Genomic DNA, 26,028 nt, shown 5'->3' on the forward strand with positions numbered 1-26,028 from the left:
AAAAGCCGAGCGCGGCGGGCGGGGTTACGGCGTTTCTTCTGCCAACGACAACGCCTCTCGATAGAGACGTTGGGAGAGATAAAATCCATTTTCAAGCAAAGTGTCTAACAGCGGCTTGACTTCCGCTATTTTCCTGTTTTTCTTTCCCAGAATCAAAACTCCGATTGTACCGATAGGCCGTAAAAGGAATTGTTTCGACAAGGATCTGGCAGCATGCTCATCAATCACAACGACTTGAGCACCAAGTTCTTTCGCTCCAATAATAACTTCTAACTCCCCGGCATGGAATTTTCCATATAAACTTTCAACAAGGCTGCGATTTTTTACATGGTATAGTCGAAACACCCCCTCGCTGACCAATCGTTTGAGCTCCTCTTTTCCATAATGGCGTGGGGCATGGTGATGAACAATTTCTTGATAGACAGCTTCCGGAACATATACTCCATCAAATAGGTCAGACAAAAGAGTCAATTGACCAACGATCGACAGACCTATAATCGGTGTAGAATTAACCGTAACCCTACTCATTGTGATCCCTATTTTCTTTGCTCAATTTTTGCACCGTGTCCCAATCATCTTTGATGTGTTCCTCCGTATATTCCATCCAAGGAATCGCCTTCGAACGCAATACATCGATAAATTCCCCTAAGGATTTTCCTGCCAATTCAGCCGCTTTCGCCAGCGTCACCTGTTTTCCAACAAACAAACCAATCGCCAATGAAAGCTTTATTTTTGCCTCAACTGTGTTGCCTTCCAATTCATTAATGGCGGGCAAAAACTCTTTCGGCAAGTTCACCTGAAAGTAGTCCATGGCCATTGAACTCACACCCTTTTTTATTTTATTCTATCACACTTCGCGCCTTTTGGATGCTGTCACGGAACGAATAGCATTCCCTAAATTTTTACTACATACTCAATACGCCGGAAATGAAACCGACTCAATTGAACACTCCCCACCCGCGCTCACGTAGAGAAGTAGGGGATTCTCGGGAACACCCTAACATACGGTAAGCTGTCAGCTAAGCCATCCCTGTGCATCCCACCGTTGAGCTTCCTCAAAAAGATCGCAATCGAAGCCCTTCCTTTGTTCTTTTGGTGCAAGGGGAAGATCGTTGGTGGAAGACGCCGGTTCATCCCCCACTTACGCTCATGCTTGGAAGTTGAGGCCTTCTCGGTTCGAGGTGATAAAAAGGGGACTGACCCAAAAGGGTAATTTTCCTTAACAAAACACAACATATTGTCTATATACGGTAATAAGAAAGGGTGTCCCGATCCTTTTGGGACACCCTCTTACAGCCTATTTTACTAATATCTCGCCGTCACCATTTTCTTTCTCGTGTAAAACTCGACGCCGTCGCGGCCGTTGGCATGGAGGTCGCCGTAAAACGAGTTTTTGTAGCCCGAGAACGGGAAGAACGCCATGGGCGCCGGGACAGCGACGTTGACGCCAAGCATGCCGGCGTCGATTTCTTCGCGGAACTGGCGGATCGCTTTGGCGCTGTCGGTGTAGATGCAGGCGCCATTGGCAAATTCCGATCGGTTGGCGATCTCAATCGCTTCGTCCAAGTCGCGGGCGCGGACGACGGACAGAACCGGGGCGAAAATTTCATCCGTCCAAATCGTCATGCCCGGTTTGACATGGTCGAAAATCGTCGGGCCGATGAAGTACCCTTTTCCGCTTGTCGCCGAGTCGCGGCGTCCGTCGCGGACAAGGAGCGCCCCCTCTTTTTCGCCGATTTCGATGTATTTGATCGTCCGCTCTTTATGCGACTCGCGGATGACCGGGCCTAAAAAGACGCCTTCGTCGAGCCCGTTGCCAATTTGGATGCGGTCGGCGGCTTCTTTGAGCCGTTCGACCAACTCATCGGCGATATCGCCGACTGCAACGACGACCGAGCATGCCATGCACCGCTCGCCCGCCGAACCGAACGCGGCGTTGATGATGTTCGTCACCGCCATATCGAGGTCGGCGTCCGGCATGACAATCGAATGGTTTTTCGCACCGGCGAGCGCCTGAACGCGCTTGCCGTGGGCGGCGGCTGTTTTGTATACATACTCGGCGACCGGCTGCGAGCCGACGAACGAGACGGCTTTAATGTCTTTATGCTCCAGGATGCCGTTGACCACCTCGTGCGCTCCGTGAACAATATTCAACACTCCTGCAGGCAGGCCGGCTTCGGTGAACAGCTCTGCCAAACGGTTGGCGAGCATCGGCGTCCGCTCGGACGGCTTCAGCACGAACGTATTGCCGCAGGCGATGGCAAGCGGGAACATCCAGCACGGCACCATCATCGGGAAGTTAAACGGCGTAATGCCGGCAACAACGCCAAGCGGGTAACGGTACATGCCCGATTCGATGCCGGTCGCGATATCCGGCAGCTGTTGGCCCATCATAAGCGTCGGAATTCCCGCCGCAAATTCGACGCATTCGATGCCGCGTTGCACTTCGCCGTAGGCGTCTTCGTACACTTTGCCGTTTTCCAATGTCACAAGGCGGGCAAGCTCCTCCCAATGCTCGACAAGGAGCTGCTGGTAGCGGAACAAAATGCGGGCGCGGCGCGGAACGGGCACTTTGCGCCATTCGCGGAACGCTTCTTTCGCAGCCGTCACCGCCGCATCAAGCTCCTCGCGCGAAGAGAGCGGCACTTTCGCCAGCACTTCTCCTGTCGCCGGGTTCGGCACGATTTCTTCTTTTCCGGATGTTGACGCGACCCATTGGCCGCCGATAAAATTTTTCAATGTTTTCGTTTCGGTCACGGAACTCATGGATGAAACCACCTTTCTAGTCGATCTTTCAAAAGATTGGTTCATGAACGCACACAAGGGCTATGGATGATCGACGAGCGCTTCCTTTCGCGGAAACGGCCGGCGGGCTGAACGCTTCCAAAAAGCGGCGTTCTTTGCTGTCCGTTTGCTGCTGGTCGCTGTCATGCGTCCTGCAATCGCCATCCCAGCCGTCGGACTCATTTACGAACTTACGGTTTTGGTGTCGTACTGATAGTCATAACAATAATGGTACAAGGCGACGATTTCCTCATGGGTCGGCACTTTCGGATTGTTGCTTGGACTGCCGCTCGCCAGCGCATCAGCCGCCATTTTATCGACCGCTTTGTCGAATGCCGCTTTGTCAATGCCCCATGTTTTCATATTCGGGATGTGCAAATCACGGCAAAGCTGCTTCACTTCTTCAACAAGCGCATCGGCCGCTTCGGCATCGGAAACGTCCTTCAGCTGCGGGTTGATGAGCTGGGCAATCACCGCCAACCGTTCTGTGGCGCTGTCTTTTGTGAATTCAAGCACCCCTGGCAACAGCATCGCATTGGACACGCCGTGCGGCACGTGGAAGAGCGCTCCGATCGGCCGCGACATGCCGTGCACAAGCGTCACCGAGGCGTTGGAAAACGCCATGCCCGCTTTCATGGCGGCGATCGCCATTTTTTCCCGCGCTTCGATGTCTTGGCCGTTTTCGTACGCCCGGCGCAAATGGCCGATGATCGCCTCAATGGCAGAGAGCGCCAGCACATCGGTCACCGGATGGGCGCGTCGGGAAATATACGCCTCGATCGCGTGACAAAGCGCATCGACACCGGTTGCCGCGGTAACGGATGGCGGGCATGAGATGGTGAGAAGCGGATCAACGATCGCCACGGCCGGAAGGAGCGCCGGCTGGGAAATCATCATTTTGACGTCTGTCTTCGTATCAATAATGACCGTCACTTTCGTCACTTCTGAACCCGTTCCGGCTGTTGTCGGAATAGCAATGAGCGGCAGCGGTTTTTCGGTAAACCGTTTCTGATTGCCGACATAGTCGCTGATCGTTCCTTCGTTCGTGATCATCACCGCCACCGCTTTGGCGGCGTCGATGCTGCTGCCGCCGCCAAGAGCGATAATGACATCGCACTGCTCGCTCCGGCAGACGTCAAGCGCTTCCTTCACATGGACATCCGTCGGCTCCGTGTCAACCCCTGTGTACTTGGCAAACGTCATCCCCACCTGTTGCAAGTATTGCTCGCAACGGGCGACAAGGCCGATTTTCTCCATCACCGGGTCGCTGACGATCAGCGCTTTCGTCCCGAGCGCTTTTGCCTGTGGGCCGACTTCGGCGAACGTATTGCGCCCATACACAACCCGGCTGGGCACCAACAATTCGTACATCGCGTCCCCTCCTGATTTGGATAACGGTTTCACCTCTTTTAGAAAGCAAGTTTCGTGCCAACATACAAAGCGCACCGCAACAAGGAAGTCGATTCAAAACAAAAGCGCCATCACCGACACAAACAAGACATCTATCATACAATAACCAGACACTAATCCGACATCACAACAAAAACAACGGCTGTTCCGCCGTTGTGTCTATAATCCGTATTTTTTCAGTTTTTCATATAACGTCGAGCGGTGAATGCCGAGCCTCCTTGCCGCTTCCGCCTTGTTGCCGCCCGCCGCCACCAGCGCCGCAGCGATGCGCTCACGTTCCGATTGATAGACCATTTCTTTCCACCGATCAGCCATCTTCACACCACCGTTTGGCAAAGACGAGGCTGCCGGTTGAACGGTCGACAAGTAAGACGGCAAGTGTTCGCGTTCTACTTTTTCCCCTTCGACCATGCTGATCAGCCATTCGACGACGTTGACCAGCTCGCGGACGTTCCCCGGCCATGAATAGTGGACAAGCACTTCCATGGCCTCTTTGGTAAACGACTTCAACGCGACGCCAAACTGCCGGCACATCCGATCCATATGGTAAGCCAACAGCGCGGGAATATCCGTTTTCCGCTCGCGCAATGGCGGAAGATGAATGCGAATGATATTCAACCGATAAAACAAATCTTCGCGAAAGGTTCCATTCCGCACCATCTCCTCGAGCGGCTTGTTCGTCGCGGCAATAATGCGCACGTCCACCTTGGTTTCGTATAGTCCGCCGACTTTTTCCACTTTCTTTTCTTCCAAGACGCGCAAAATTTTCGCCTGCATGGCAAGCGGCATATCGCCGATTTCATCCAAAAACAGCGTCCCTCCATGGGCGAGTTGAAACTTGCCGGGCTTGCCCCCTTTTTTCGCACCGGTGAACGCCCCATCTTCATAGCCGAACAGTTCCGCTTCCAACAACGACTCAGGGATGGCGGCGCAATTCACGCTGACAAACGGTCCGTCCGCATGCGGCCCAGCTTCATGGATCGCCCGCGCCACCACCTCTTTCCCCGTTCCGCTTTCACCGGTAATGAGCACCGTCGACGGCACGCGCGCCGCCCGACGAATCATCTGCTTCACAGCGGCGATCGACGGGTGGCGGCCAATGATCCGCTCGATTCCTTTCGGGGCGGAGGCGGCCGTCTCCTGTGGTTTCGCTTCTTTCTTCTCCTTCCGGCTTGCCTCACGCGACAGCTCCTGCAGGCGCCGGAAAATTTCATATACTTCCGATACCCCTTGGAAAATAAGCATCCCGATCGCCCCGATCACCTTGCCGTCCCGCCAAATCGGGATGCGGTGCACAACCATCGGCTGGCCGTAAATTTTTTGAATATATCCTCTTTCTGGAATGCCCGATTGAACACAAATGTGCAGACGGGTGTTTTCGATCACTTCCGTCACATGTTTTCCGATCGCTTCTTCCCGGCGAATGCCGAGAAACTGGCAATACGCCCGGTTGATTTCACGAACCACGCCGCCCTCATCGACGACAACCACCCCTTCGTACGCCGCATCCAGCACCGTTTTCATCGTCTCAGCCAGACGGTGCGTTTCCTCCAACTCACGCCGCAGTCGCTCGAGCTCATTCGTTGCTTTGGAATCGCTTTCGGACATTGGCATTGCAGCGCAGACGCCTTCCTGTTTCGTTTCCCACTTGTCGGAAAATGCCATCAATACTTCCCCTATCGGCATGGAACGATCGAGCCCATCCGCCGCCGCCCGCAGCATCATCCGCCACGTGCACCGCCCCACCGTCCGGCCATGCTCATCGATCACGTTCACCGACTCAAGCCCACGAGCCGCCATCCGTTGCATGACTTCTTGCAACGTTTGGCGACAAACGACGGTTGGCAAAGCACTGCAATCACTCGCCATTCCCCATTCCCCTTTCGTTCTTCCCTCTTTCCGTACCGTTCGCCGTTGGCGTGAAAAAATCCTTCTGTTCCTTCCTTGGAAATGCTGTAGAAGGATGGTGATTGAACAGGAAATACGGCTCAACAATGGGATTTCTCAAATTAGAAAGCTCCATAAAAGGCTATCTTTCTCTTCACTCGAGAACCGTTGATTTAGGAAAAATGGCTGATTTTCACCAGCCTTCTAGGGAAACACGTACCAATGACAAAAAATGGGGCTGACCCAAAAGGGTAATTTTCCTTAAACAAAACACAACATATTGTTTCTTAATGATTTGTTTTATACCTTATATGCGGTAAAAGTAAATAAGAAAGGGTGTCCCGATCCTTTTGGGACACCCTCACCTCTTTTACGCCAAAATCCCCTCAATTTTCTCGAGCACATCTTCGCTGAGCACGACATCGACCGCTTTGACGTTCTCTTCGACTTGTTCCGGGCGGCTGGCGCCGATTAAGGCGCTGGCGACGTTCGGCTGGCGCAGCACCCAAGCGAGGGCAAGCTGGGACAACGTAATGCCAAGCTCAGCCGCGATTTTTTCGAGTTGTTCCACTTTCGTTAACACTTCGTCATTGAGCAATCCTTGGATAAACGTATTCGCTCTTGGATCAGCGGCGCGGCTGTCAGCCGGCAACGCTTGACCTCGTTTGTATTTGCCGGTCAGCACCCCTTGGGCGAGCGGCGAAAAGACGATTTGACTGATGCCGTTTTGTTCGCACACCGGGATGACTTCCTTTTCAATATAACGGTGAAACATGTTGTATTGCGGCTGATTGACGACGATCCGATCGAGCAAGTAGCGGTCGGCCACGCCGAGCGCCTCTTGAATTTGCTGGGCCGTCCATTCGCTCACGCCGACATACAGCACTTTTCCTTGGCGGACGAGATCATCGATCGTACGCAACGTCTCATCGACCGGCGTTTCTTTGTCATAGCGGTGGCAGTAGTAGATATCGACATAATCCAGTTGCAGCCGCTTTAAGCTCGCATGGAGCTGCTCAAACACATGCTTGCGCGACAGGCCGCGGTCGTTCGGGCCGTCGCCCATCGGCCAAAACACTTTCGTCGCGATGACATACGATTCGCGCGGATATTTGCGCAGCGCCTCGCCGACGATTTTTTCCGCTTCCCCGCGCGCGTAGACGTTCGCTGTGTCAAACGAGTTGATGCCAAGTTCGTACGCCTTGTCAATGACGCGGATCGCGGTTTCTTTTTCCACCGAATTTCCATATGTAAGCCAGCTGCCTAAACTAATCTCACTGACTTTCAGCCCCGTGCGGCCGAGTTTTCGATACTTCACCTTCGCTCCCCTCTCCTTTTGACGGCAATCAATGCCAAATTCTTCATGTCCTCATTATAATCCTCGATCGCTGATTTGCAAAGAGATTTGCCTTACTATTCAAAAAATGACTTCCCCTTCTTTGCGTCCATCATCGTCTTTTTCAATCGATTCACAAAATTTTTGTAGATTTCCGTAGATTTTCGTAGATGCGCATTTACAATCAATTCGAAAAACATTCACAAATTTGTCACAAAGGAGGGGGGCTATTGATTTATTTCCACCAAGTCAACAAATACTACGGCGATTTTCATGTGTTGAAAGACATTAACTTGACGATCAACCAAGGGGAAGTCGTCGTCATTATCGGGCCATCCGGTTCGGGCAAAAGTACGCTCGTGCGCTGCATCAACCGGCTCGAGACGATCTCAAGCGGCGAATTGATCGTAGACGGCATCAAAGTGAACGACAAACACATCAACATTAACGAACTGCGGCGCAATATCGGCATGGTGTTTCAACATTTCAACTTATACCCGCACATGACCGTCTTGCAAAACATCACGTTGGCGCCGCGCAAAGTGCTCGGCATGTCTGAAAAAGAAGCGAACGAGATCGCCATGTATTACTTGGAGAAAGTCGGCATTCCGGACAAAGCGAACGCCTATCCGTCCGCGCTGTCCGGCGGCCAGCAGCAGCGCGTCGCCATCGCCCGCGGATTGGCGATGAAACCGAAAATCATGCTGTTTGACGAGCCGACATCAGCACTTGACCCGGAAACGATCGGCGAAGTGCTCGATGTCATGAAGCAGCTGGCGAAAGAAGGGATGACGATGGTTGTCGTCACCCACGAGATGGGGTTTGCCCGCGAGGTGGCCGATCGCATCGTCTTTATGGATCAAGGGCGCATTTTAGAGGAAGCGCCGCCTGAGGAGTTTTTCGCGGCCCCGAAAGAAGAACGGGCGCGCGTCTTTTTAAGCCGCATTTTAAACCATTAATTCCGGTCAATCAAAGGGGGTTTTGTTCATGAGAAAGAAAGCATGGAAATGGTGGATCGCCGTCGCCTTGACGTCCTTATTGAGCGCTGTTGCTTTAACGGGCTGCAGCACAACGGACAAAGGAGAAGGCGGAACATCGTCGGAAACCGCCAAAGCGACCAATACGCTTGAAAAAATTAAACAACGCGGCAAACTCATCGTTGGCGTCAAATATGATTTGAACTTATTCGGGTTGAAAAACCCGGAAACCGGAAAAGTCGAAGGATTTGACATTGATATTGCCAAAGGGTTGGCGAAAAAAATTCTCGGCGATGAAAACAAAATTGAATTGAAAGAAGTGACGTCAAAAACGCGCATCCCGATGCTGAACAACGGGGAAATTGACGCCATTATCGCCACCATGACGATCACCGAGGAACGGAAAAAAGAAGTGGATTTCTCGGATGTGTACTTTATGGCCGGGCAATCGCTGCTCGTCAAAAAAGACAGCCCGATCAACAACGTGAAAGACTTGAAAAAAGGCATGACCGTTCTGACAGCGAAAGGATCGACATCGGCGGAAAACATCCGCAAAGTCGCGCCGCAAGTCAACGTGCTTGAATTTGAAAACTACGCGGAAGCGTTTACCGCATTGAAAGCCGGCCAAGGCGATGCGCTTACGACCGACAACGCGCTGCTTTGGGGGATGGCCAAACAAGATCCGAACTATCGCGTCCTTGATGAAACGTTCACCGAAGAACCGTACGGCATCGCCGTCCGCAAAGGAGACAAAGAACTGCTGCAAGTCATCAACGAATACTTGAAAGAAATTAAAGAAAACGGCGAATACGATAAGATCTACGAAAAATGGATCGGCAAAAAGCCGCAACAATAACAGGCGAAACGGTGGGCGGAACAATATCCGCCCACCTGTTTGCCCAAAGGACAGGCCATGAGTCAGCGAGGAAAGGAGGCGTTTAGCCTTGTTGCGCTATTCTATTTTAGTTGAACATTGGGATTTGTACATGCAAGGGTTTGGCCATACGATCAAGGCCAGCGTGCTGGCGCTGATCGGCAGCTTGGCCCTGGGGACTATCATCGCCATTTTCCGCATCGCGCCGATTCGCCCGCTCAATTGGATCGGAACGGCGTACGTGGAATTTATCCGCAACATCCCGCTTGTGTTGATCGTCTTTGTTTTTTTTATGGGCTTGCCCGCCGTCGGCATCCGGTTTGACTCGTTTACCGCCGGAACGCTCGGACTGATGGTGTATACCGCTGCTTTTATCGCCGAAGCGATCCGCTCGGGCATTCAAGCCGTTCCGAAAGGACAAATGGAAGCGGCCCGTTCCTCCGGGTTGACCTACTTACAGGCGATGCGTTACGTCATCTTGCCGCAGGCGGTGAAAATCGTCATTCCGCCGCTTGGCAACCAGTTCATCAACTTGGTGAAAAACTCTTCGGTGCTTGGCGTCATCGCCGGATTGGATTTAATGTATTACGGCGACTTGATTTCCTCGAAAACGTTCGTCACCTTTGACGTTTATATTTTCGTCGCCTTGTTTTACCTCGTCTTAACGATCCCGCTCAGCCTTGGCGTCGGCTACTTAGAGCGCCGGTTGCTCAAGGCGCGGTAGGAAAGGAGGCCAAATGATGGATTTTGCCGGTGCTTACGCGCCCGCCCATTTGAAGTTTTTGCTTCAAGGGTTTCTCGTCACGTTGGAAGTGGCGTTCATTTCCATTGTTTTGAGTTTTATCTTCGGCATTGTCATCGGGGTCATTCGCTATACGAAAATCCCAGTGCTTTCCCAGCTGCTCGCCGTGCTGGTCGAAACGATCCGGAATTTGCCGCTGTTATTAATCATTTTCTTTACGTATTTCGCCCTTCCGGAAGTCGGATTAAAGCTTGATAAACTATACGCCGCCATTTCGGCCTTGGTCATTTTTGAATCGGCCATGCTGTCGGAAATCGTCCGCAGCGGCCTGCAGTCAATCGACAAAGGGCAAATCGAAGCGGCGCGCTCATCGGGGCTTACGTATGGGCAGACGCTATGGTACATCATTTTGCCGCAAGCATTGCGGCGCATGGTTCCGCCGATCGTCAGCCAATTCATTTCTTTATTGAAAGATACGTCGCTCGCCATTGTCATTTCGTTGCCGGAATTGATGAACCATGCGCAAATCATTAACGGCCGCAACGTCAATTTCGTCATCCCGATTTTCATCCTGGTGGCGTTCATGTACTTTATCGTCAACTATTCGCTGTCGCTCGTTTCGCGCCGGTTGGAATACCGCCAGCGATAAGGAAACCGTATCCCCTTCTTCAGCTGGGGCATACGGTTTTTTCTTGCCATTCGCGGCACCGCTCGCTCCTTGAGCGTTCATTTCCATCACTCGTTGAGGCGCCAAAAGGGAAATGAAGATTTTTTCACGAAAATCATCCGTTGTTTTCGCTTTCCTGTTATATAATAGAATTGGAGATTCGTTCACGACTTTCACAAAGGCGGTGACGTCCACTGACACCAGCAAAAAAAGAACCGCTTTGGCTTCTTTTGCTTTTGCTTTCGGCTGCTGCGTTTCTCGGTGAAATGAAAATGAACCCGTTTGACAGCCCGTTTCGCGTCTCACTCGGCAGCGCCGTCTTTTTTCTCGGGCTTGTCGCCTTTCGCTCCCTTTCGCCGCTTGTCATCGGCGCAAGCACCGGAGCAGCGGTCGTTGGGTTTCGTGTCTTTCTGGACTCGTTGACCGGAGAAATGTCGATTTCTGAGAGTCTGCTGACCCATCTCCCGGCAGCGGGGTATTATATCAGCTTTTCCATGATGGCGGCTGCTGTTCGGTTTCGCCAACGAATGGCCGCACCGATTCAGGCTGGAACGGTTGGAGCAGCGCTCGACTTTTTGGCGAACACCTGTGAACTAGCGATCCGATATGGGATGGGCGAGCCGTTTGCCCTAAGCGGCCAAACGATCATCGTCTTATGGTTGTTCGCCATTTTGCGCAGTTTTTGCGTGATTGGCGTTTACAATATGTGGGTGACAAAGCATGTCCGTTCACTCGCTGAAGCGAGAAAGCAAGAACTCGAGCGGCTCATGATGGTGAGCAGCGGATTATACGAAGAAATGTTTTACTTGCAAAAATCAATGGCTCTCATGGAAGACATGACGCGCCAAAGCTATGACCTTTACTCGCGGCTGATCGAACGAAAACACGTTGAACCGCGCGTCGCCCTGGAGCTTGCCGAACATATTCACGAGACGAAAAAAGATATGCAACGTATTTTCGCCGGCCTGTCTAAGCTCATCGGCCGCCAATCGGTGCGCGGACGCGTGCCGATCGCCGAACTGTGCGCCATGGTCATTCGCGCCAATGAAAAATACGCCAACTTATCCGGAAAAACGATCACCTTTTCGTACAACGGCCATATCGATCTTATGACCGATCAGCTGTATCCGCTTCTTTCCGTGCTCAACAACTTAGTATCCAATGCCGTCGAAGCCATTGAGAAGGCAGGCGACGTCACCTTGCATGCGCGTCTCCGCGGAAGCGAGCTGATCATCGAAGTGGAAGACACCGGCCCCGGCATTGCGGCTGATGACATCGCCTGGATTTTCCAGCCCGGATTTACAACGAAATACGACCGGCGCGGCAACCCGTCGACTGGCATCGGTCTCACCCATGCGCGCGATATCGCCCAAACACTTGAGGGGCATCTCCAGCTTGTCAAAAGCGAGCCGGGGCAGACGGTATTTCGTCTTGCCGTGCCGACAGTCCGCCTCCTGCAAGACACACCGTCCGCCGCCGAAATGTTCTCCGATCGCAACGCCGATCGGCAAGGAAATGCCGTCATATAGGCAAGTCAAGGAAGGGAGAGAACGGGAAGATGGGGCTCCGTTTTTTTCTAATCGAAGATGACCCTGTTGTCAGAAAGATGCTTGAAAAATTAATTCATGAATCCGGGCTCGGTGAGGTGGTCGGGTGTGCAGAAGACGGGCTAAACGTCCGCGCGGCCGACTTGCTTCACGTAGACGTCGTGCTCATTGACTTGTTAATGCCGGGGCGCGACGGAATTCAGACGATCAAAGCGCTGCGCCAAGAAGGATTCCCGGGGACATTCATCATGATCTCGCAAGTGGAAAACAAAGAAATGATCGGCCAAGCCTATTTGCATGGCATTGACACGTACATTCAAAAACCGATCAACCGTTATGAAGTGCTGTCTGTGCTCAAGCGCGTCGCCGATCATCTCTCCGCCGTCCGCTCGCTCGAGTCAATCCGTCAAGTGCTCAAAGGGCTTGAGCCGCAAACGGCTGACACCGCCGTTTCCAAGCCGTCCGCCATGGAACAGCAGGCCGAACAGCTTCTCCTTCTTCTCGGGGTCGCTGGAGAAGCGGGCAGCGCGGACGTGCTTCTCGTGGTGCGCTGGTTGGCAGAACAGGAAGCAAAAGGCCAGCCTGTGCGCGAACTGCCGCCGCTCAAAGAGCTGTACGCCGAACTCGTCGAGCGGGAATACGGCCTCCCCCCTGGCGAAACTGCCAAGGAAGCGCGGGCGATGGAACAGCGCATCCGCCGCCTCGTCCTGCAGGCGTTCACCCATCTCGCTTCCCTCGGCCTGACTGACTACACGAACCCGACGTTTGAGCATTTCGCACCGAGGCTGTTTGATTTCGGTGACATCCGCCGGCGGATGAATGAACTCGAGCGCGGCCAAATGGAGACGGAATGCCGGATGAATGTGCGGAAGTTTTTAACGGCTTTTTTTCTCGAGCTGAAGCGGGTCTAAAAGGCCATAAAATAGCTGCTTCTTTATATATAAGCCGGCGGTTGCGCGAATGCGAAGAAGAGCGACGTTTTATAAAAGGTTCTCAACTTGAAACGAGGGACGACGCTCCGCTTCCTGTTCAATCGCCAGCCTTCTAAATCATGATGCTGTCCCCTTGCGAAACAGGTCAAATGTTTTCCGTCGTCAGGCCAACTGCTCTTCTCTTCAGTAGCAACGAATGAGGCAAAACAAACGACGCTCGCTTCGCTTGTGTCAGCCGCCTGGGCCAAATCCTTCGTCGTCATATTCGGCACGAGTTCGGCATGGTCGAGAATGTAGGCGGCTATCTTTTTTTCCGCCGGTGAAAACCGTTCCATTTGCTGTTTGATTTTCGCTAAAAGGCCGATTTCATTCATCTTATTCTCCCTTTCCGCACATCATTTTTCTTTCATCTTATCATGGAAAGCCCCCTGTGCTCCATACTAATAATCTTTAATAAAAAATATTTGATTTCGAGATATACATTTGTTATGATAGTGGTGCGAATATGAATCATAAAGAGGAGGAAAAGCGATGACAACATTCCAACTCGACAAAGCGCACAGCTCTGTCGCCTTCCAAGTAAGACATATGATGATCTCCAAAGCGAAAGGGGAATTCACCAACTTTGACGTTGAGGTCGAAGGCGACATCAACGAACTCGAGTCGCTGAAAGTCAAAGCGACGATCGATGCCGCCTCGATCGACACGAAAAACGCCGACCGCGACAACCATCTCCGCTCGGCCGACTTTTTCGATGTCGAGAACTATCCAACCATTACGTTTGTCAGTGAATCCGTGCGCAAGCTGTCCGACACGGAATATGAAGTGACCGGGAAGCTGACGATCCGCGGCGTGACGAGAACAGAAACGTTCAAAGTCGAATACAACGGCCAAGTGAAAAACCCGCTCACCGGCGGCATCTCGGTCGGTTTTGATGTCGAAGGAACGATCAACCGCGAAGACTACGGGTTGGTATGGAACGTCGCGCTCGAAACTGGCGGATTCCTCGTCGGGAAAGAAGTCAAAATCCTAGCCAGCTTCGAATTTGCCTTGAGCTGAGCGTTCGAAGCGAAACGCCCCCGTCGCTAAAAATGCCGGGGGCGTTTTATCGTTGCGAGAGAAAACGGCCGCGTTGAACTCAGCATGGACATGCGGCAAAACGTTAGATCGTCAATCCCGAAAAAAGACTCCCGCTTCAAGCAAGGCGAAGGGGGAGTTTACTGCGCCGTATACCCGCCATCGATCACGACCGCCTGGCCGGTGACGCCTTTGGCTTGTTCGCCCTTTCACCTTCCTGCTCTATATAGATCCCGCTAACTAAGAAAACTTTGAAGTTCTTGCAACAACTCTTCAAGATTATCAGTAAACGGTGAGTGGCCGGCATTAGATAATATGGTAAACTTGGCTCTCTCGCCAAAATCATGAACAATCTCTTCCTGCATACTCTTCGTGACGACCTGATCATGCTCTCCCCAAACAACAAGCGTGGGAGCCACAATACGATCCACCTCACCTGTTCCCTTGGTTAGGCCATTATCAAAATGACTGATATTAAAATGATTCAGTGCATGGTATACGTCAAGCAAATTTCTTTGCATCAACACCTCGTCTAAGTAAACCTCATACCTCTCTGGCGAAGGCTGGTTATGCACATACATCGTTGCATTAAACAATTGCCTTAAAAAATGTTTATCCTTTCTTCGGTATGCATCAGTGATCGGAACACTGCGCAAAGGATCACGGGCGATCTCTTCTTTTGTTCTCAAGCGTTCCGTCAAAATCGGTTGCCCGCGCTCATCCACTTTGTAAAATGGATATCCTCTTGTAGAAACGGAAGCCAATAAAACCAGTTTTTCTACTTGATCCGGGTAATCAGCAGCAAATTGCATGCACACACCGCCGCCCATTGACCAGCCGACAAGGGAAAACGTTTTAAGGCCAAGCATATCGACAAATTGCTTGACGTCTTCAGAGAAATCCTTTAGTGAGTGGATCGGACAGGTGTACGATGAAATTCCTTGGCCGCGCAAATCGATAGCGTACAGCTTATACGTTTCATCCATCTGTTCAAACATCAAATCCCAATGCTTGGACGAGACCATGTTGCCGTGAACAAGGAGGACGTGTTTTTCTCCGCCTTCCCTCTCACGATAACCGATCGTTTCCCCATTGGGCAATACAACTGATTTTAGCCCTATCCGTTTCATGTTGCTTCCTTCCCTTAGAGTTGATTTTGGAAACAAATCTTTTCAGTGTCATGCAAAAATTTCTTGACCTCATCCACCAGTTGCTCATATTTTGATAAAATGATCGAGTAATGATTGGCGTCGTGAATTTCCACAAAATAACTATGTGGCAAAGAGGATGTTAATCGTTCCCATTTTTCCTTCGTCACCATAAACGTCTCCCCATCTTTAAAAGAGTCGGGAGCCCATAACAATAGAGTTGGAATATTGATGTGCTGGTAAAATCCATCAATGGATGTCTCTTTCAACATATTCAATTCCTCCATGATCGCTTGCTTACATACCTTTGAACAGACAGAACCGTCAAACCGATGCTCGACATCTGCATAAAAATATTGCTCCACATATTCGTTCCATTCATCAAAAAAAGGATTTTTCTTCATTTCGTTCAAATATGTGTCAAAATCGGGGAACACCGTATCCAGTCGGTCAATGGCTGGGCGAATTTTCACGAATACTCGTTCATCAATATTTACCCCACCATCAACAAGAATCAAGCGAGATAAACGCTGTGGATAGGTGGCAGCAAAACTGGCGCCAATTAATGCGCCAAGGGAATGTCCCATATAAATGATTTTCTCTAATCCAAGGTGGTTAACAACTTGTAAAATATCTTCAGTATGCTGGCGGATATTATAGCCGGATTTCGGCTTCTCGCTGTCGCCACGCCCTCTCAAATCGATGGCTAATACACGATAACTGTCCACCAGACGTTCCGCCACTGAATCCCAATAACGGCTGTTGGCCGTTAACCCATGGACACAAATAATTGTTTCGCCTGTACCGCCAAAATCAACGAGGTGAAGATCAATACCGTTGATTTTTATTTTTTTGTCTTTCATTAGATTCCATCTCCTTCACTTTTTCCATCCGTGGACTAAAGTGTTTTTTCATACTGCGTTTTTGCAACCGAATGTACAACCGTTTGTTTTCTTTTTCTTCGATCTCTCCATTGTCCTAATGCCCCGACAATGCCTTTTGGAAAAAACATGACAGCGAGAATATACACAATTCCAAAAAAGATCATCCATCGTTCAAAAATCCAATGCACCTTTGCTAGACCCATCAAACCATGTTTCGCCAATTCGATGAGCCCTGAGCCGATGATGGCCCCGATTAAAGTGCCGACACCGCCGATGATTGTCATTAACAGCGCATCGAGCGTGATCTCAGTCGAGAAAACCGATGTATTGACAAAACGCAAACTCACTGCATATAAAATGCCGCTGAATCCGGCAAAAATGCCGGCCACCACATTGACAATCACCTTATAATAGAGCACACGGTAACCGAGAGATTCCGCGCGTGCCTCATTTTCCCGGATCGCCACTAGTACTCTTCCAAGGGGCGATTCTGTAAACCGTTGTAAACAGAAATAAGTGATCACCATAAACAAGAGGGAAATGAAATAAAAGGACAGTCGATCACGAAACGGATCTGGCACCATAAAAGTGAATCCGTCATTTCCCATCGTCAAGGACCGCCATTTTTCCGCTACTACCATCAGCAAGCCGGCGACAGCCAAAGTCAACATTGCAAAGTAATGGCTTTTTAACCTTAATGTCAACATACCAATAGTAAAGCTGAGAATCATCGACAGCATGAGCGTCACGAGAGCGGCCAAAAACACGCCAGCCATAGTCGATTCGTCCATTCTTCTCATGAAAATAGCTAACGTATATGCACCAATCCCGAAAAACATGGCATGACCGAATGACACCACTCCCGTATACCCGAGCAGCAAATCATAACTCATCGCAAATACGGCAAAGATAAAAACTTGGCTAAACAATATAAGCAATGTTCGAGAATCATAAAGAAAAGGCAACGCGATTAGAACAAGCAACACGCACATCAACGAGATGGAACGCCTTGACAGACTCACTCTTACACCGCCCCCTGATCCCCGGCTAATCCTGACGGCTTAAACAGCAAAATCAACAGCATAATCAACATATTGACACCGACAGAAATCTCTGGTACATAATAAGCTGCAAATGAACCGGCAAGTCCAACAAGCACCGAGGCCAATACCGAACCAAGCATACTTCCCATTCCTCCGATGATGACCACAATGAACGCCAAAATTCCGTATTCCAAACCAATCCCCGAATGAATGACCCCCGAATACGGCCCAAGGAGGATGCCGGAAAGCCCGGCCATCGATGCCCCGAGAATAAACACAAACAAAAATACTTTTCGAATATTGATTCCTAACGCCTGTACCATCTCTTTATTCATCACACCAGCACGGACAATTAAACCGATCTTAGTTTTGTTTAGGAGAAGCAACAAGGCAATCCATACGATGAACCCGACCAAAATAACAAACAGCCTGTATTTAATCAATACGAAATCGCCAATCCCCCAACTCCCCGCTAAATATTCCGGTGGCTGTGCCACGATTTGATTCGGCCCCCAAAATACTTTCACCAATTCACTTAACACAAGCATAGCGCCTAAAGTGATTAAAATTTGTTGAATATGATTTCCATAAACAGGGAGAATAATGAACCGTTCCAACAAATATCCAAGAACAATCCCTGCGGCGACCGCAGCCACCATCCCGAGCAAAAAGCTATCGGTTAATGTATAGATCCAAATCCCGGCGTAAGCCCCCCAAAGAAACAGCGCCCCATGAGCAAAGTTTAGTACATCCATCAAGCCGAAAATAAGGCTGAGGCCGGCCGCAAGCAAGAAAAGCAACATGCCTGTCGCCAAGCCGTTGATGATTAAACTGAATATAATGTCCATATGATCTCACCCTCCTTGTTACGTAATCCCTAAATACTGTTGGCGCATTTCTTTGTCTTCTTTCAATTGTTCCATCCGCCCGCTATGCACCGTCCGTCCGTTGTCAATAATGTAAAAGTCATCGCCAATCGCGCTTGCCATCATAAAATTTTGTTCGACGAGAACGATTGTTCTTTTTTCTTTCAGTTGTATAATGGATTCCATGACTTTCTCAACCATGATCGGGGCAAGCCCTTTGCTTGGTTCATCAATGAGCATTAGCCGACTGTCATGAATATACGCCCTCGCTAAGGCAAGCATTTGTTTTTGTCCACCACTTAAATGGCCGCCTTTTTTATGCCAAAATGTTTTTAAATCCGGGAAAAGTTTCAACACATAATCGAGCCTTTCCATATCGTTTTCATCATTTTTCCGCATGGCAATGTTTAAGTTTTCTCCTACCGTTAATCCGCTAAAAATTCCTTGATCCTCGGGAACATAGCTAATTCCTCTACGGGCGATTTCGTGAGTGGGCAGCGTATGAATCGGTTCACCATCAAAACAGATCGTGCCTTGGTTGATTTTATAGAATCCCATAATGGAACGCAATGTCGTCGTTTTGCCTGCCCCATTTCTCCCGAGCAGAACCGTTACCCTTCCTTCTTGCGCTTCAAATGATACACCTTGCAAAATGTGATATTGCTGAATAAACGTATGAACGCCTTCCACTTTCAGAAGCGCCATTTACATTCCCCCTAAGTACGCGGACTGAACTTGCTCATTTTCGATAATTTCCTCAGGCTTTCCATCAGCAAGCAGCCGCCCGTTAAAAAGCACCATAATCGTATCCGATAAATCGAGAACCATGTCGATTTTATGTTCGATTAATAAAACCGTTCGATTTCCTTGTTCTTTAATTCTTTTAATCACCTCCAGAATTTTCGGAACTTCCTCAAGAGACATGCCCGCCGTCGGCTCATCTAAAAGAAGCAGCTCTGTCTCTAGTGCAAGCAGCATGGCGATTTCTAGCTTCCGCTTTTCTCCATGTGCAAGGTGAGCGGCCAATTCACCCGCTTTATGGTTCAAAAGAACGAGCTCCAGCCATTCATATGTCTTTCTTTCTATTTCTTTGAAACGCTTCACATGCGAAAACCAGTTAAAATAAACTTTCTCCTTCGATTGAACAGCAAGGCGGACATTTTCAAAACAAGTTAGATGGGGAAAAATGTTTGTAATTTGAAATGATCGTCCAATGCCTTTTCTTGTCCTTAATGCAGGAGACAAGTTCGTGATATCTTCTCCTTTGAAGAAAACACGTCCGTATGTTGGTTTTAACTGTCCGCTTAACAAATGAAAAAACGTTGTTTTTCCCGCCCCGTTCGGACCGATAATCGACTTTAACTGGTGCTGTTCGACTTGGATGCTAACATCGTCCACAGCCACATGATCTCCGAAACAAACCGTCAATTGTTTCGTTTCCAAAATCGTTCCCACTTTCCCAGCTCCCCTCTCATTTCAGGGAGGCGGAGGTTGGCTGATCAGTCGATGCATGTGAATCAACCCCTTCTCCGCCCTTGGATGACTACCGGTTATTCATGATCGGCGGCTCCGTTTCTTCAGGAGTCAGCTCTCTGATCAATACAGGAACCGGATAATCAAATCCTTCCCTTCGTTCCAGTTTAACGGCATATAGCGTCTGCAACGCTTGATGGTCTTCTTTTCGGAATGTCATCTTGCCTTTCGGGGTGTCAAACGACATGCCTTCCATCACCTTCACGAGCGCATCCCCGCTGGCATCTCCATTTGTTTTTTTCAGCGCTTCGACAATCGCGATCGCCGCAGACATTCCTCCCGGAGTGAATAAATCCGGAACTTGACCATTAAACCGTTTTTTGTGCTCTTCGACAAGCCAATCATTAATTTTATTTTTCGGAAGAGTGTAATGGTACACTGTAAATCCTTCCATACCAACAATGCCGTCCATCGTCTTCAACGCAGCAATATCCGGAGCGCCAGTCGAAATTTTAATGCCTTTTTCTTGCACCTTCATGTCGGACAGCTGTTTCCAAGGAGAATTCGCGCCGGCCCAAATAACAAACAAATAATCCGGTTTCTTTTCGATGATTCGCTGAATATTCGATGTAAAGTCCACTCCTTGCGGATCGGCATACTCCTCCAAGATAATATGAGCGCCTAATTTTTCAGCGGCTCTTTTAAATGCAGCGACTCCATCGCGTCCAAACGCACTATCCTGGGCAAGTGTAGCAATTTTGACTCCTTCTTTGGCAATCGCCTGCGCTCCAGCAATCGCATCCTGCGAGGAATTTCTAGCGGTGCGGAAAATATACTTGTTCCAGTTTGCGCCGGTAATGCTGTCGGCTACAGCTGGCTCAACGATCATCACCTTTTTGTACTCTTCAGCAAGCGGCAGAACAGCGAGCGTATCCCCTGACGAACTGGAACCGACAAGGATATCCACGCCGTCGTCTTCGAGCAGTTTCGTCGCCTTTTGTACGGCCGTATCCGGCTTCGTTTCCGTATCTTCGTAAATGACTTTGATTTTTTTACCCGCCACTTCCCGAGTGCCATTTGTCGCATAATCGAGTCCCAGCTCGAACCCGTTAACCGTCTGCTTTCCATACGCCTCCAACGCACCTGTTAAGGACGCAAGCACACCGATTTTGATCGTTCCTTTGCCCACAGAACCTCCTTTTTCTCCATCGTCCTGATCGCCTCCGGTTGTTCTGGCGTTGCACGCCGATACGAACAGAAGTGCAGCAACAGCCAGCAACCCCATCCAGTTGAACAACTTTTTCTTTCTTTTCAACTCGCCTTCCCCCTTTGGTTTCAACATCGTTTGAATGTATTATGGAATAAAACAGTTACAATTCAGTTACAAGCTCCTCTGCATAAAAAAACCGCCTGCTAAGCGGCGGAACACATGGGCAAATATGATTCACGAGTGTGACACTTACTAACAAAACAAATTGCTTCCAGCCCTTAAGCACTTAATATACTTAGAGCCAGGAAGCAACTGAACGTACGTCAACCACATGGATAAGGAAAACAACTCTGTGCCCCTTGAAGGAAACTCCCCCTACAACAGCAAAAATTCGCGTTACGTTGCTTGCGATCTTGATGAATGATAGATAGGACTAGATGGGGAGATATACCATAACGTGAGATCATGAAAATCGATATTATCGCAGACAAGCGAGCCGTCAATTCATTGTAATCATTTCAAACATTTGCTTTGTCGTTTCCAACGGTTCGACGCCAAGCTCGTTTTTCAATTGCTCGCAACATTTTTTATATAGCTTGACCGCATAAGCGCGGTTGTTTTTCCGATAATAGCAGTACATCAGCAGCCGATAGGCTTCTTCCCAACAACGATCTCTAGCGAGTATTTGATTACACCAGTAAATCGCTTCATCAAAATTCTCCTTGGATACGTTAATTTGCGCCAACCGCTCTGCTCCCTTCAAAAATAAAAGGAGCAGTCTTTCTCTCTCTTCGGCACACCAGTCCGCATAAAGACGGTCTGGTAAATAATCGCCTTGGTATAGACTGAGCCCTTGCTTTAACATTTCGGCAGCCGCATCTCGATCCCTCTCTTCCAAACCTTTTTCGATAAGCGTTTGAAACCGGACAGCATCAATTTCAATGACCGCCCTGCTGTTTAATCCGTATAACAATCCCCGTCTTTCGATAAAAAATGATTCCGAACGCGCTTTACGATGGGGTTCGATGACTTTGTTTAGCGCATTTAATGCCACTTTAAAATCCCGTTCCGCTGCCGCTTCATGACTATCCTTCCAAAGCAAAGATAATATTTTGCTTCGCGACAACAGCTGGCCACGCCAGGTAATGAACAATTGAAACAGTTCTTTCGCCTTTTCCCGCTTCCATTCCCGTTCACTCACTTCTTTCTGTCCCAAAAACAGTTTAAACTCTCCCAAAGTGCGAACTTTCAAGGTGTAGCCGGGATGAAAAGAAACATCTTTCATCCCCATGCGTTCAAGCAATCGACTGGCGGTGTGTGTTTCAATTCCTTGTTTTTTCGCTTTCATTAACATCGGTACGATGCTTTGCAAGTCATTCGGACCAAACAATGTTTTTTTCTCAACAAAAAATGAATAGTCTTGCTCATCGATAAGATGCAAACATTGTCCAAAGGATGCATGAAATGCCTGTTCGTTTTTTTGCTCAAATTCAAGCAACGAGATCCAAAAATATGAAACCATTAAACCGTATTGGCAACCGCATTGACGAAACATCGATAAACACTGGTGGAACATTTGTCGCGCTTTTTGAATATCACCGCCATAATATGATGCGATTCCTAGGGCAAGGAGAATAAATGATGACAGCCAAATATCCTTGACCTTTTCCGTTTCCGAAAGCGCTCTCATCCCACATTCCAACGCTAGATCATAGCATCCGCTTCTTCCATACAACAAACATAATCCCATCCAAGGCTCTGCTTTTCCGCGTGAAATGTTCATGTCATCCATCATACAGATCGCTGTTTCATAACACTGAATAGCCATTTTTTGTTCATATACATCATTCAACTGCAGAGCGTGTCCTTTTCTCATCCATCCGCAAGCTTCAACAAAAGGAGCTTTCCATTTGATCCCTTGGAGGATTCCTGACTCAGCTAGTTTTTTGGCTTCTTTGATCTCTCCCATATACACACAAATGAGCGCCAGTAAAATTTCACTGGTCCGATGAGCTCTCGATAAATATAACTGCTGGTTTTGTTTTTCCCTATAGTTTTTCAAGATTTCTTTCGCTTGTTTAAGCCGCCCTGTTCTTAAATAGAGTCGCGCTTCTAATTCAATCATTTTTAGATGTTTTGTGCCATATTCAAACGATTTGGTTTGTAAATACCACTTTTCCGCATCCGCAGTATTCCCCATATTCAGCAAATTTTCAGCCATGAGAACGTAAAGCGATCGTTTTCTCTCATTCCCGTCAAGCCAATCCAAGGGTGGATGATCTAGTAATAAAACCGCTTTTCTTAACAATGGATCTGCTTTGCTCGGTTGCACCGTATCAAGATATACCCGTGCCTGTCCTTCGACCCCTAAACCCATACCTATTTCATCATTTGCTGTCTCCGCATGGCTTTCCATCCGTCGATAGCAATCGAGGGCCTCTTCGTATTGTGATCGATATCGATAAATTTCCCCTTGATAAAACCAAAGCATATAGTACTGGTTTTTTACATGTTCGGGAATTTGAAGAAGAACTTTGAGAAGTGTCTCGATTTTCCCTTCTTCCAACATCGATCTGCCGTTGGGCTGAAGGATGACAGCTATCCGCTCGTACTCCTTGATCTCTAACAAATGAAGGATCGCTTTTTCGTAGTTTTGCGAACGAATATAATAATCAGCAGCTTGTTGATGAGTATGATAAAAAACGTCTGCCTTTTTACTGATTTGTGATTGCAGAAATTCCCGGAACAATGCGTGATAACGGTATCGTCCCTCACTAATCGGATTGATAAATAAATTTTGCCTCATTAAGTAGTCTAAAATATAACGTGTATCTTCCTCTGAAAACCATAGATGACAAACCGATTCCGAGAATTCTTCAAACACACTGGTCCGCTCTAAAAAATCACGCACCACGTCTGGCTGCTTAAAAAACACTTCTAAAGCCAGAAAACGAAATAAATCATCCATAGAGGCCGATTGAGTGTTAGAAAATGAATAATCCGGCTTCATTTTCATTTGGTGCCAAATCATCTGGATAGCGATGATCCATCCCTCTGTCATAGTATAGATTTGTTCGACAGTCTCCCAGTCCAAAGGAATTCCGTAGGAATCAGAAAACAAGACATCTATTTCCTCTCTCGAAAATACTAAGTCCTTCTCCGTGATTTCTAACATTTCCCCTTTGACTTTCATCGTCTCTAAAATATCCCAAGGAGGGCGGCCTCTGCTTGAGATCACAAGATGAACATTCGCTGGCTTGTGCACGATAAACAGTTTCATCCATTGACTGATCCATTCCGAACGGTCAAGCAAGTGAAAATCATCGAGTACAAGGATAAATTCCTCGCGAAGGGCTTTCATCTCATTAATAAACTTTGAACAAATAAATTCAACTTTTTCTTGATCATAGTTAGAAGAAGCCTCTTGTTCAAGGACCGTCAGCAGTTCCACTCCAAAATCAGGAAATAACGTACGAACACAATAGACCATATGGATAAGAAAAGGAAAAAAGTTATCGTCCTGTTCTGAAACCGTATACCAGCAAAACGGTGTATATGAATTGCTAAGCAACAAAGCCAACGATGTACTTTTGCCATAACCCGGTCCCGAGTGAATAATGGTGAGGGGATAATTTTTCATACGAATTAATTTTTTCATCAAGGATGGGCGTACAATCACCGTTTCCTTGAGATAAGGCGGAATAAACTTTGTCTCTATAACTGAAGATAGATAGTTCATTCAATCCCCCCTCTGATGAACAATTCCTGTTGAACTGAGCACATCTCTAGATTCTCAATAGTGGATTATTCGACAGTTGCCAGAAAAAATCCTACTCGATTTTCATGCCATTGTTGTGAATTGCTCCACAAAGGAGAAAGAAACAAAAAATAGATCAAGGGAGCCTAAAAGCAGACGCTTTTGGACTCCCTTCGTTGTTCGATTTTTGACTCTAGGAACACCTCACAAATATTATGCCCAGTCTTTACAAAGCCTCAATAAACACCGCCGTTCCCATTCCACCGCCCACGCATAAAGAGGCAATTCCTTTTTCAAGCTGACGGCGCTGCAACTCATGAATAAGACTGACGACAATACGCGCTCCTGTGCATCCAATCGGATGTCCCAAGCTGATGCCGCTTCCGTTTACGTTCACTTTATCTCTATCTAAACGCAGTTCCCTTTCTACAGCTAAATACTGAGCAGCAAATGCTTCATTGATTTCAATTAAATCGGCTTCCGCTAACGTCCAATTTACCCTTTCTAATCCTTTTTGTACCGCTGGAACCGGGCCGCGTCCCATCACTAGAGGATCCACTCCGGCAACAGAATAACCAACTACTTTTGCAAGCGGCTCGATCCCTCGTTGCTGTGCATACTCGGCAGACATGAGCACAAGCGCAGCAGCACCGTCATTAATTCCCGATGCATTCCCTGCTGTTACCGTCCCATTTTTTCGGAATACAGGTCTTAAGGAAGCCAATTTTTCTTTCGTCACATCGGCTCGTGGATGCTCATCTTTTGTTACGACTATCTCCTCCTTTCGTGTTTTTACCGTGATCGGAACAATTTGAGAATCAAAGTATCCCGATTCCATCGCCAAAATAGCTCGCCGATGGCTTAACAACGCCAGTTCATCCTGCTCCTCCCTTGTGATCCCATACCGTTCCGCAAGATTCTCGGCTGTTTCTCCCATCATCACATGGTGAATCGGATCCTCAAGAACTTCCCAAACGCTATCACGGACTTGCTGGTGCTGTAAACGCGCTCCCCAACGATGCTGCTTTAATATATACGGACTAGAACTCATGGATTCAACACCGCCGGCAATGACCACATCGCTCAGCCCGACTTGAATTTGCATAGCCGCCGAAATAACTGCTTGCATTCCAGAAGCGCACTGGCGCTGAATCGTAAAACCGGTTGTTGTATGAGGGAATCCTGCTAGCAAGGCAGCCGTTCTTGCTGTATTGGGTATATCCGTTCTCTGAATGCAATGACCTAAAATCACTTCGTTTACTTCGTCTTTCTCAATTTGGCTGCGTTTTACTGCTTCCTCTAAAACAGGAACAATTAAATCCGTCGGCAACAGGTCTTTAAAGACGCCGCCAAATGTTCCAATCGGCGTACGCACGGCCGCTGTAATGACCACTTCTCTCATTCTCTGTCGCTC

Annotated in this window: 23 protein-coding genes; 7 read left to right on the forward strand and 16 right to left on the reverse strand. The window is 48.6% G+C overall.

The window, feature by feature from the left end; genetic code table 11:
• Positions 1-24 precede the first annotated feature (24 nt).
• The 6 genes from QWV57_RS10025 to QWV57_RS10050 all read right to left on the reverse strand — a co-directional run bounded on the left by QWV57_RS10025 (position 25) and on the right by QWV57_RS10050 (position 7,399).
• The gene (locus tag QWV57_RS10025) at positions 25-528 is read right to left on the reverse strand and encodes a PIN domain-containing protein (RefSeq protein WP_081132897.1); all 504 of its coding nucleotides are present in this window, start codon (positions 526-528) and stop codon (positions 25-27) included.
• The gene (locus tag QWV57_RS10030) at positions 521-796 is read right to left on the reverse strand and encodes a UPF0175 family protein (protein WP_223813678.1); all 276 of its coding nucleotides are present in this window, start codon (positions 794-796) and stop codon (positions 521-523) included. The genes QWV57_RS10025 and QWV57_RS10030 overlap by 8 nt, the downstream gene beginning before the upstream one ends.
• A 509-nt stretch (positions 797-1,305) precedes the next feature.
• Positions 1,306-2,766 carry a CoA-acylating methylmalonate-semialdehyde dehydrogenase gene (locus QWV57_RS10035; protein ID WP_081132896.1) on the reverse strand — a complete coding sequence of 487 codons (1,461 nt, stop codon included), beginning with the start codon at positions 2,764-2,766 and terminating at the stop codon, positions 1,306-1,308.
• A gap of 201 nt (positions 2,767-2,967) precedes the next feature.
• Positions 2,968-4,155, reverse strand: coding sequence for an iron-containing alcohol dehydrogenase (locus QWV57_RS10040; RefSeq protein WP_081132895.1), 1,188 nt, complete (start codon positions 4,153-4,155; stop codon positions 2,968-2,970).
• A gap of 198 nt (positions 4,156-4,353) precedes the next feature.
• A complete protein-coding gene (locus QWV57_RS10045; RefSeq protein ID WP_062898677.1) occupies positions 4,354-6,063 on the reverse strand; it encodes a sigma 54-interacting transcriptional regulator in 1,710 nt (569 codons plus the stop codon).
• Between the two features lie 388 nt (positions 6,064-6,451).
• Complete coding sequence (locus QWV57_RS10050) at positions 6,452-7,399, reverse strand: aldo/keto reductase family protein (RefSeq protein WP_013523972.1); 948 nt, start codon at positions 7,397-7,399, stop codon at positions 6,452-6,454.
• A gap of 248 nt (positions 7,400-7,647) precedes the next feature.
• On the opposite strand from QWV57_RS10050, the gene QWV57_RS10055 reads away from it, so the two are divergent.
• From QWV57_RS10055 to QWV57_RS10080, 6 genes are all read left to right on the forward strand, one after another.
• The gene (locus tag QWV57_RS10055) at positions 7,648-8,376 is read left to right on the forward strand and encodes an amino acid ABC transporter ATP-binding protein (RefSeq protein ID WP_013145090.1); all 729 of its coding nucleotides are present in this window, start codon (positions 7,648-7,650) and stop codon (positions 8,374-8,376) included.
• Between the two features lie 28 nt (positions 8,377-8,404).
• The gene (locus QWV57_RS10060; protein WP_081132894.1) at positions 8,405-9,250 is read left to right on the forward strand and encodes a glutamate ABC transporter substrate-binding protein; all 846 of its coding nucleotides are present in this window, start codon (positions 8,405-8,407) and stop codon (positions 9,248-9,250) included.
• Between the two features lie 88 nt (positions 9,251-9,338).
• Positions 9,339-9,992, forward strand: coding sequence for an amino acid ABC transporter permease (locus QWV57_RS10065; RefSeq protein ID WP_014196037.1), 654 nt, complete (start codon positions 9,339-9,341; stop codon positions 9,990-9,992).
• Positions 9,993-10,008: 16 nt separating this feature from the next.
• On the forward strand, positions 10,009-10,659 hold the full coding sequence (locus tag QWV57_RS10070) for an amino acid ABC transporter permease (RefSeq protein ID WP_015375051.1): 651 nt from the start codon (positions 10,009-10,011) through the stop codon (positions 10,657-10,659).
• A gap of 290 nt (positions 10,660-10,949) precedes the next feature.
• Positions 10,950-12,206, forward strand: a complete 1,257-nt coding sequence (locus QWV57_RS10075; protein ID WP_223813679.1) for a sensor histidine kinase — start codon at positions 10,950-10,952, stop codon at positions 12,204-12,206.
• Between the two features lie 29 nt (positions 12,207-12,235).
• Positions 12,236-13,135, forward strand: a complete 900-nt coding sequence (locus QWV57_RS10080; RefSeq protein ID WP_060788777.1) for a response regulator — start codon at positions 12,236-12,238, stop codon at positions 13,133-13,135.
• A gap of 23 nt (positions 13,136-13,158) precedes the next feature.
• Here the strand turns inward: QWV57_RS10080 and QWV57_RS10085 are convergent, their stop codons facing one another.
• Positions 13,159-13,530 (reverse strand): MurR/RpiR family transcriptional regulator, encoded by a 372-nt coding sequence (locus QWV57_RS10085; RefSeq protein WP_015375054.1) that lies wholly within the window; start codon positions 13,528-13,530, stop codon positions 13,159-13,161.
• A gap of 157 nt (positions 13,531-13,687) precedes the next feature.
• On the opposite strand from QWV57_RS10085, the gene QWV57_RS10090 reads away from it, so the two are divergent.
• The gene (locus QWV57_RS10090) at positions 13,688-14,215 is read left to right on the forward strand and encodes a YceI family protein (RefSeq protein WP_015375055.1); all 528 of its coding nucleotides are present in this window, start codon (positions 13,688-13,690) and stop codon (positions 14,213-14,215) included.
• A gap of 254 nt (positions 14,216-14,469) precedes the next feature.
• Here QWV57_RS10090 and phaZ read toward each other — a convergent pair whose 3' ends face one another.
• The 9 genes from phaZ to QWV57_RS10135 all read right to left on the reverse strand — a co-directional run bounded on the left by phaZ (position 14,470) and on the right by QWV57_RS10135 (position 26,016).
• A complete protein-coding gene (gene phaZ / locus QWV57_RS10095; protein ID WP_081132893.1) occupies positions 14,470-15,363 on the reverse strand; it encodes an intracellular short-chain-length polyhydroxyalkanoate depolymerase in 894 nt (297 codons plus the stop codon).
• A gap of 14 nt (positions 15,364-15,377) precedes the next feature.
• Positions 15,378-16,244, reverse strand: coding sequence for an alpha/beta fold hydrolase (locus QWV57_RS10100; protein WP_015375057.1), 867 nt, complete (start codon positions 16,242-16,244; stop codon positions 15,378-15,380).
• 35 nt (positions 16,245-16,279) lie between these two features.
• On the reverse strand, positions 16,280-17,257 hold the full coding sequence (locus tag QWV57_RS10105) for a branched-chain amino acid ABC transporter permease (protein ID WP_081132892.1): 978 nt from the start codon (positions 17,255-17,257) through the stop codon (positions 16,280-16,282).
• A 32-nt stretch (positions 17,258-17,289) separates the two neighbouring features.
• The gene (locus tag QWV57_RS10110; RefSeq protein WP_015375059.1) at positions 17,290-18,156 is read right to left on the reverse strand and encodes a branched-chain amino acid ABC transporter permease; all 867 of its coding nucleotides are present in this window, start codon (positions 18,154-18,156) and stop codon (positions 17,290-17,292) included.
• A gap of 18 nt (positions 18,157-18,174) precedes the next feature.
• Positions 18,175-18,879, reverse strand: coding sequence for an ABC transporter ATP-binding protein (locus tag QWV57_RS10115; protein ID WP_015375060.1), 705 nt, complete (start codon positions 18,877-18,879; stop codon positions 18,175-18,177).
• On the reverse strand, positions 18,880-19,629 hold the full coding sequence (locus QWV57_RS10120; RefSeq protein ID WP_015375061.1) for an ABC transporter ATP-binding protein: 750 nt from the start codon (positions 19,627-19,629) through the stop codon (positions 18,880-18,882). It abuts the gene before it with no gap.
• 88 nt (positions 19,630-19,717) lie between these two features.
• The gene (locus QWV57_RS10125) at positions 19,718-20,962 is read right to left on the reverse strand and encodes a substrate-binding domain-containing protein (RefSeq protein WP_015375062.1); all 1,245 of its coding nucleotides are present in this window, start codon (positions 20,960-20,962) and stop codon (positions 19,718-19,720) included.
• 394 nt (positions 20,963-21,356) lie between these two features.
• Positions 21,357-24,596, reverse strand: a complete 3,240-nt coding sequence (locus tag QWV57_RS10130) for a BTAD domain-containing putative transcriptional regulator (RefSeq protein WP_015375063.1) — start codon at positions 24,594-24,596, stop codon at positions 21,357-21,359.
• 244 nt (positions 24,597-24,840) lie between these two features.
• Positions 24,841-26,016, reverse strand: a complete 1,176-nt coding sequence (locus tag QWV57_RS10135) for a thiolase family protein (RefSeq protein ID WP_015375064.1) — start codon at positions 26,014-26,016, stop codon at positions 24,841-24,843.
• Between the last annotated feature and the right edge of the window lie 12 nt (positions 26,017-26,028).

It is taken from the genome of Geobacillus zalihae (assembly GCF_030414215.1).
Lineage (GTDB): Bacteria > Bacillota > Bacilli > Bacillales > Anoxybacillaceae > Geobacillus > Geobacillus zalihae.

Bases quoted from the DNA above. Each gene is read 5' to 3' on its own strand.
- QWV57_RS10025 (WP_081132897.1), bottom strand. From the start codon at position 528: ATGAGTAGGGTTACGGTTAATTCTACACCGATTATAGGTCTGTCGATC.
- QWV57_RS10035 (WP_081132896.1), bottom strand. From the start codon at position 2,766: ATGAGTTCCGTGACCGAAACGAAAACATTGAAAAATTTTATCGGCGGC.
- QWV57_RS10040 (WP_081132895.1), bottom strand. From the start codon at position 4,155: ATGTACGAATTGTTGGTGCCCAGCCGGGTTGTGTATGGGCGCAATACG.
- QWV57_RS10045 (WP_062898677.1), bottom strand. From the start codon at position 6,063: ATGGCGAGTGATTGCAGTGCTTTGCCAACCGTCGTTTGTCGCCAAACG.
- QWV57_RS10060 (WP_081132894.1), top strand. From the start codon at position 8,405: ATGAGAAAGAAAGCATGGAAATGGTGGATCGCCGTCGCCTTGACGTCC.
- QWV57_RS10070 (WP_015375051.1), top strand. From the start codon at position 10,009: ATGGATTTTGCCGGTGCTTACGCGCCCGCCCATTTGAAGTTTTTGCTT.
- QWV57_RS10075 (WP_223813679.1), top strand. From the start codon at position 10,950: ATGAACCCGTTTGACAGCCCGTTTCGCGTCTCACTCGGCAGCGCCGTC.
- QWV57_RS10080 (WP_060788777.1), top strand. From the start codon at position 12,236: ATGGGGCTCCGTTTTTTTCTAATCGAAGATGACCCTGTTGTCAGAAAG.
- QWV57_RS10085 (WP_015375054.1), bottom strand. From the start codon at position 13,530: ATGAATGAAATCGGCCTTTTAGCGAAAATCAAACAGCAAATGGAACGG.
- QWV57_RS10090 (WP_015375055.1), top strand. From the start codon at position 13,688: ATGACAACATTCCAACTCGACAAAGCGCACAGCTCTGTCGCCTTCCAA.
- phaZ (WP_081132893.1), bottom strand. From the start codon at position 15,363: ATGAAACGGATAGGGCTAAAATCAGTTGTATTGCCCAATGGGGAAACG.
- QWV57_RS10100 (WP_015375057.1), bottom strand. From the start codon at position 16,244: ATGAAAGACAAAAAAATAAAAATCAACGGTATTGATCTTCACCTCGTT.
- QWV57_RS10105 (WP_081132892.1), bottom strand. From the start codon at position 17,257: ATGTGCGTGTTGCTTGTTCTAATCGCGTTGCCTTTTCTTTATGATTCT.
- QWV57_RS10110 (WP_015375059.1), bottom strand. From the start codon at position 18,156: ATGGACATTATATTCAGTTTAATCATCAACGGCTTGGCGACAGGCATG.
- QWV57_RS10115 (WP_015375060.1), bottom strand. From the start codon at position 18,879: ATGGCGCTTCTGAAAGTGGAAGGCGTTCATACGTTTATTCAGCAATAT.
- QWV57_RS10130 (WP_015375063.1), bottom strand. From the start codon at position 24,596: ATGAACTATCTATCTTCAGTTATAGAGACAAAGTTTATTCCGCCTTAT.
- QWV57_RS10135 (WP_015375064.1), bottom strand. From the start codon at position 26,016: ATGAGAGAAGTGGTCATTACAGCGGCCGTGCGTACGCCGATTGGAACA.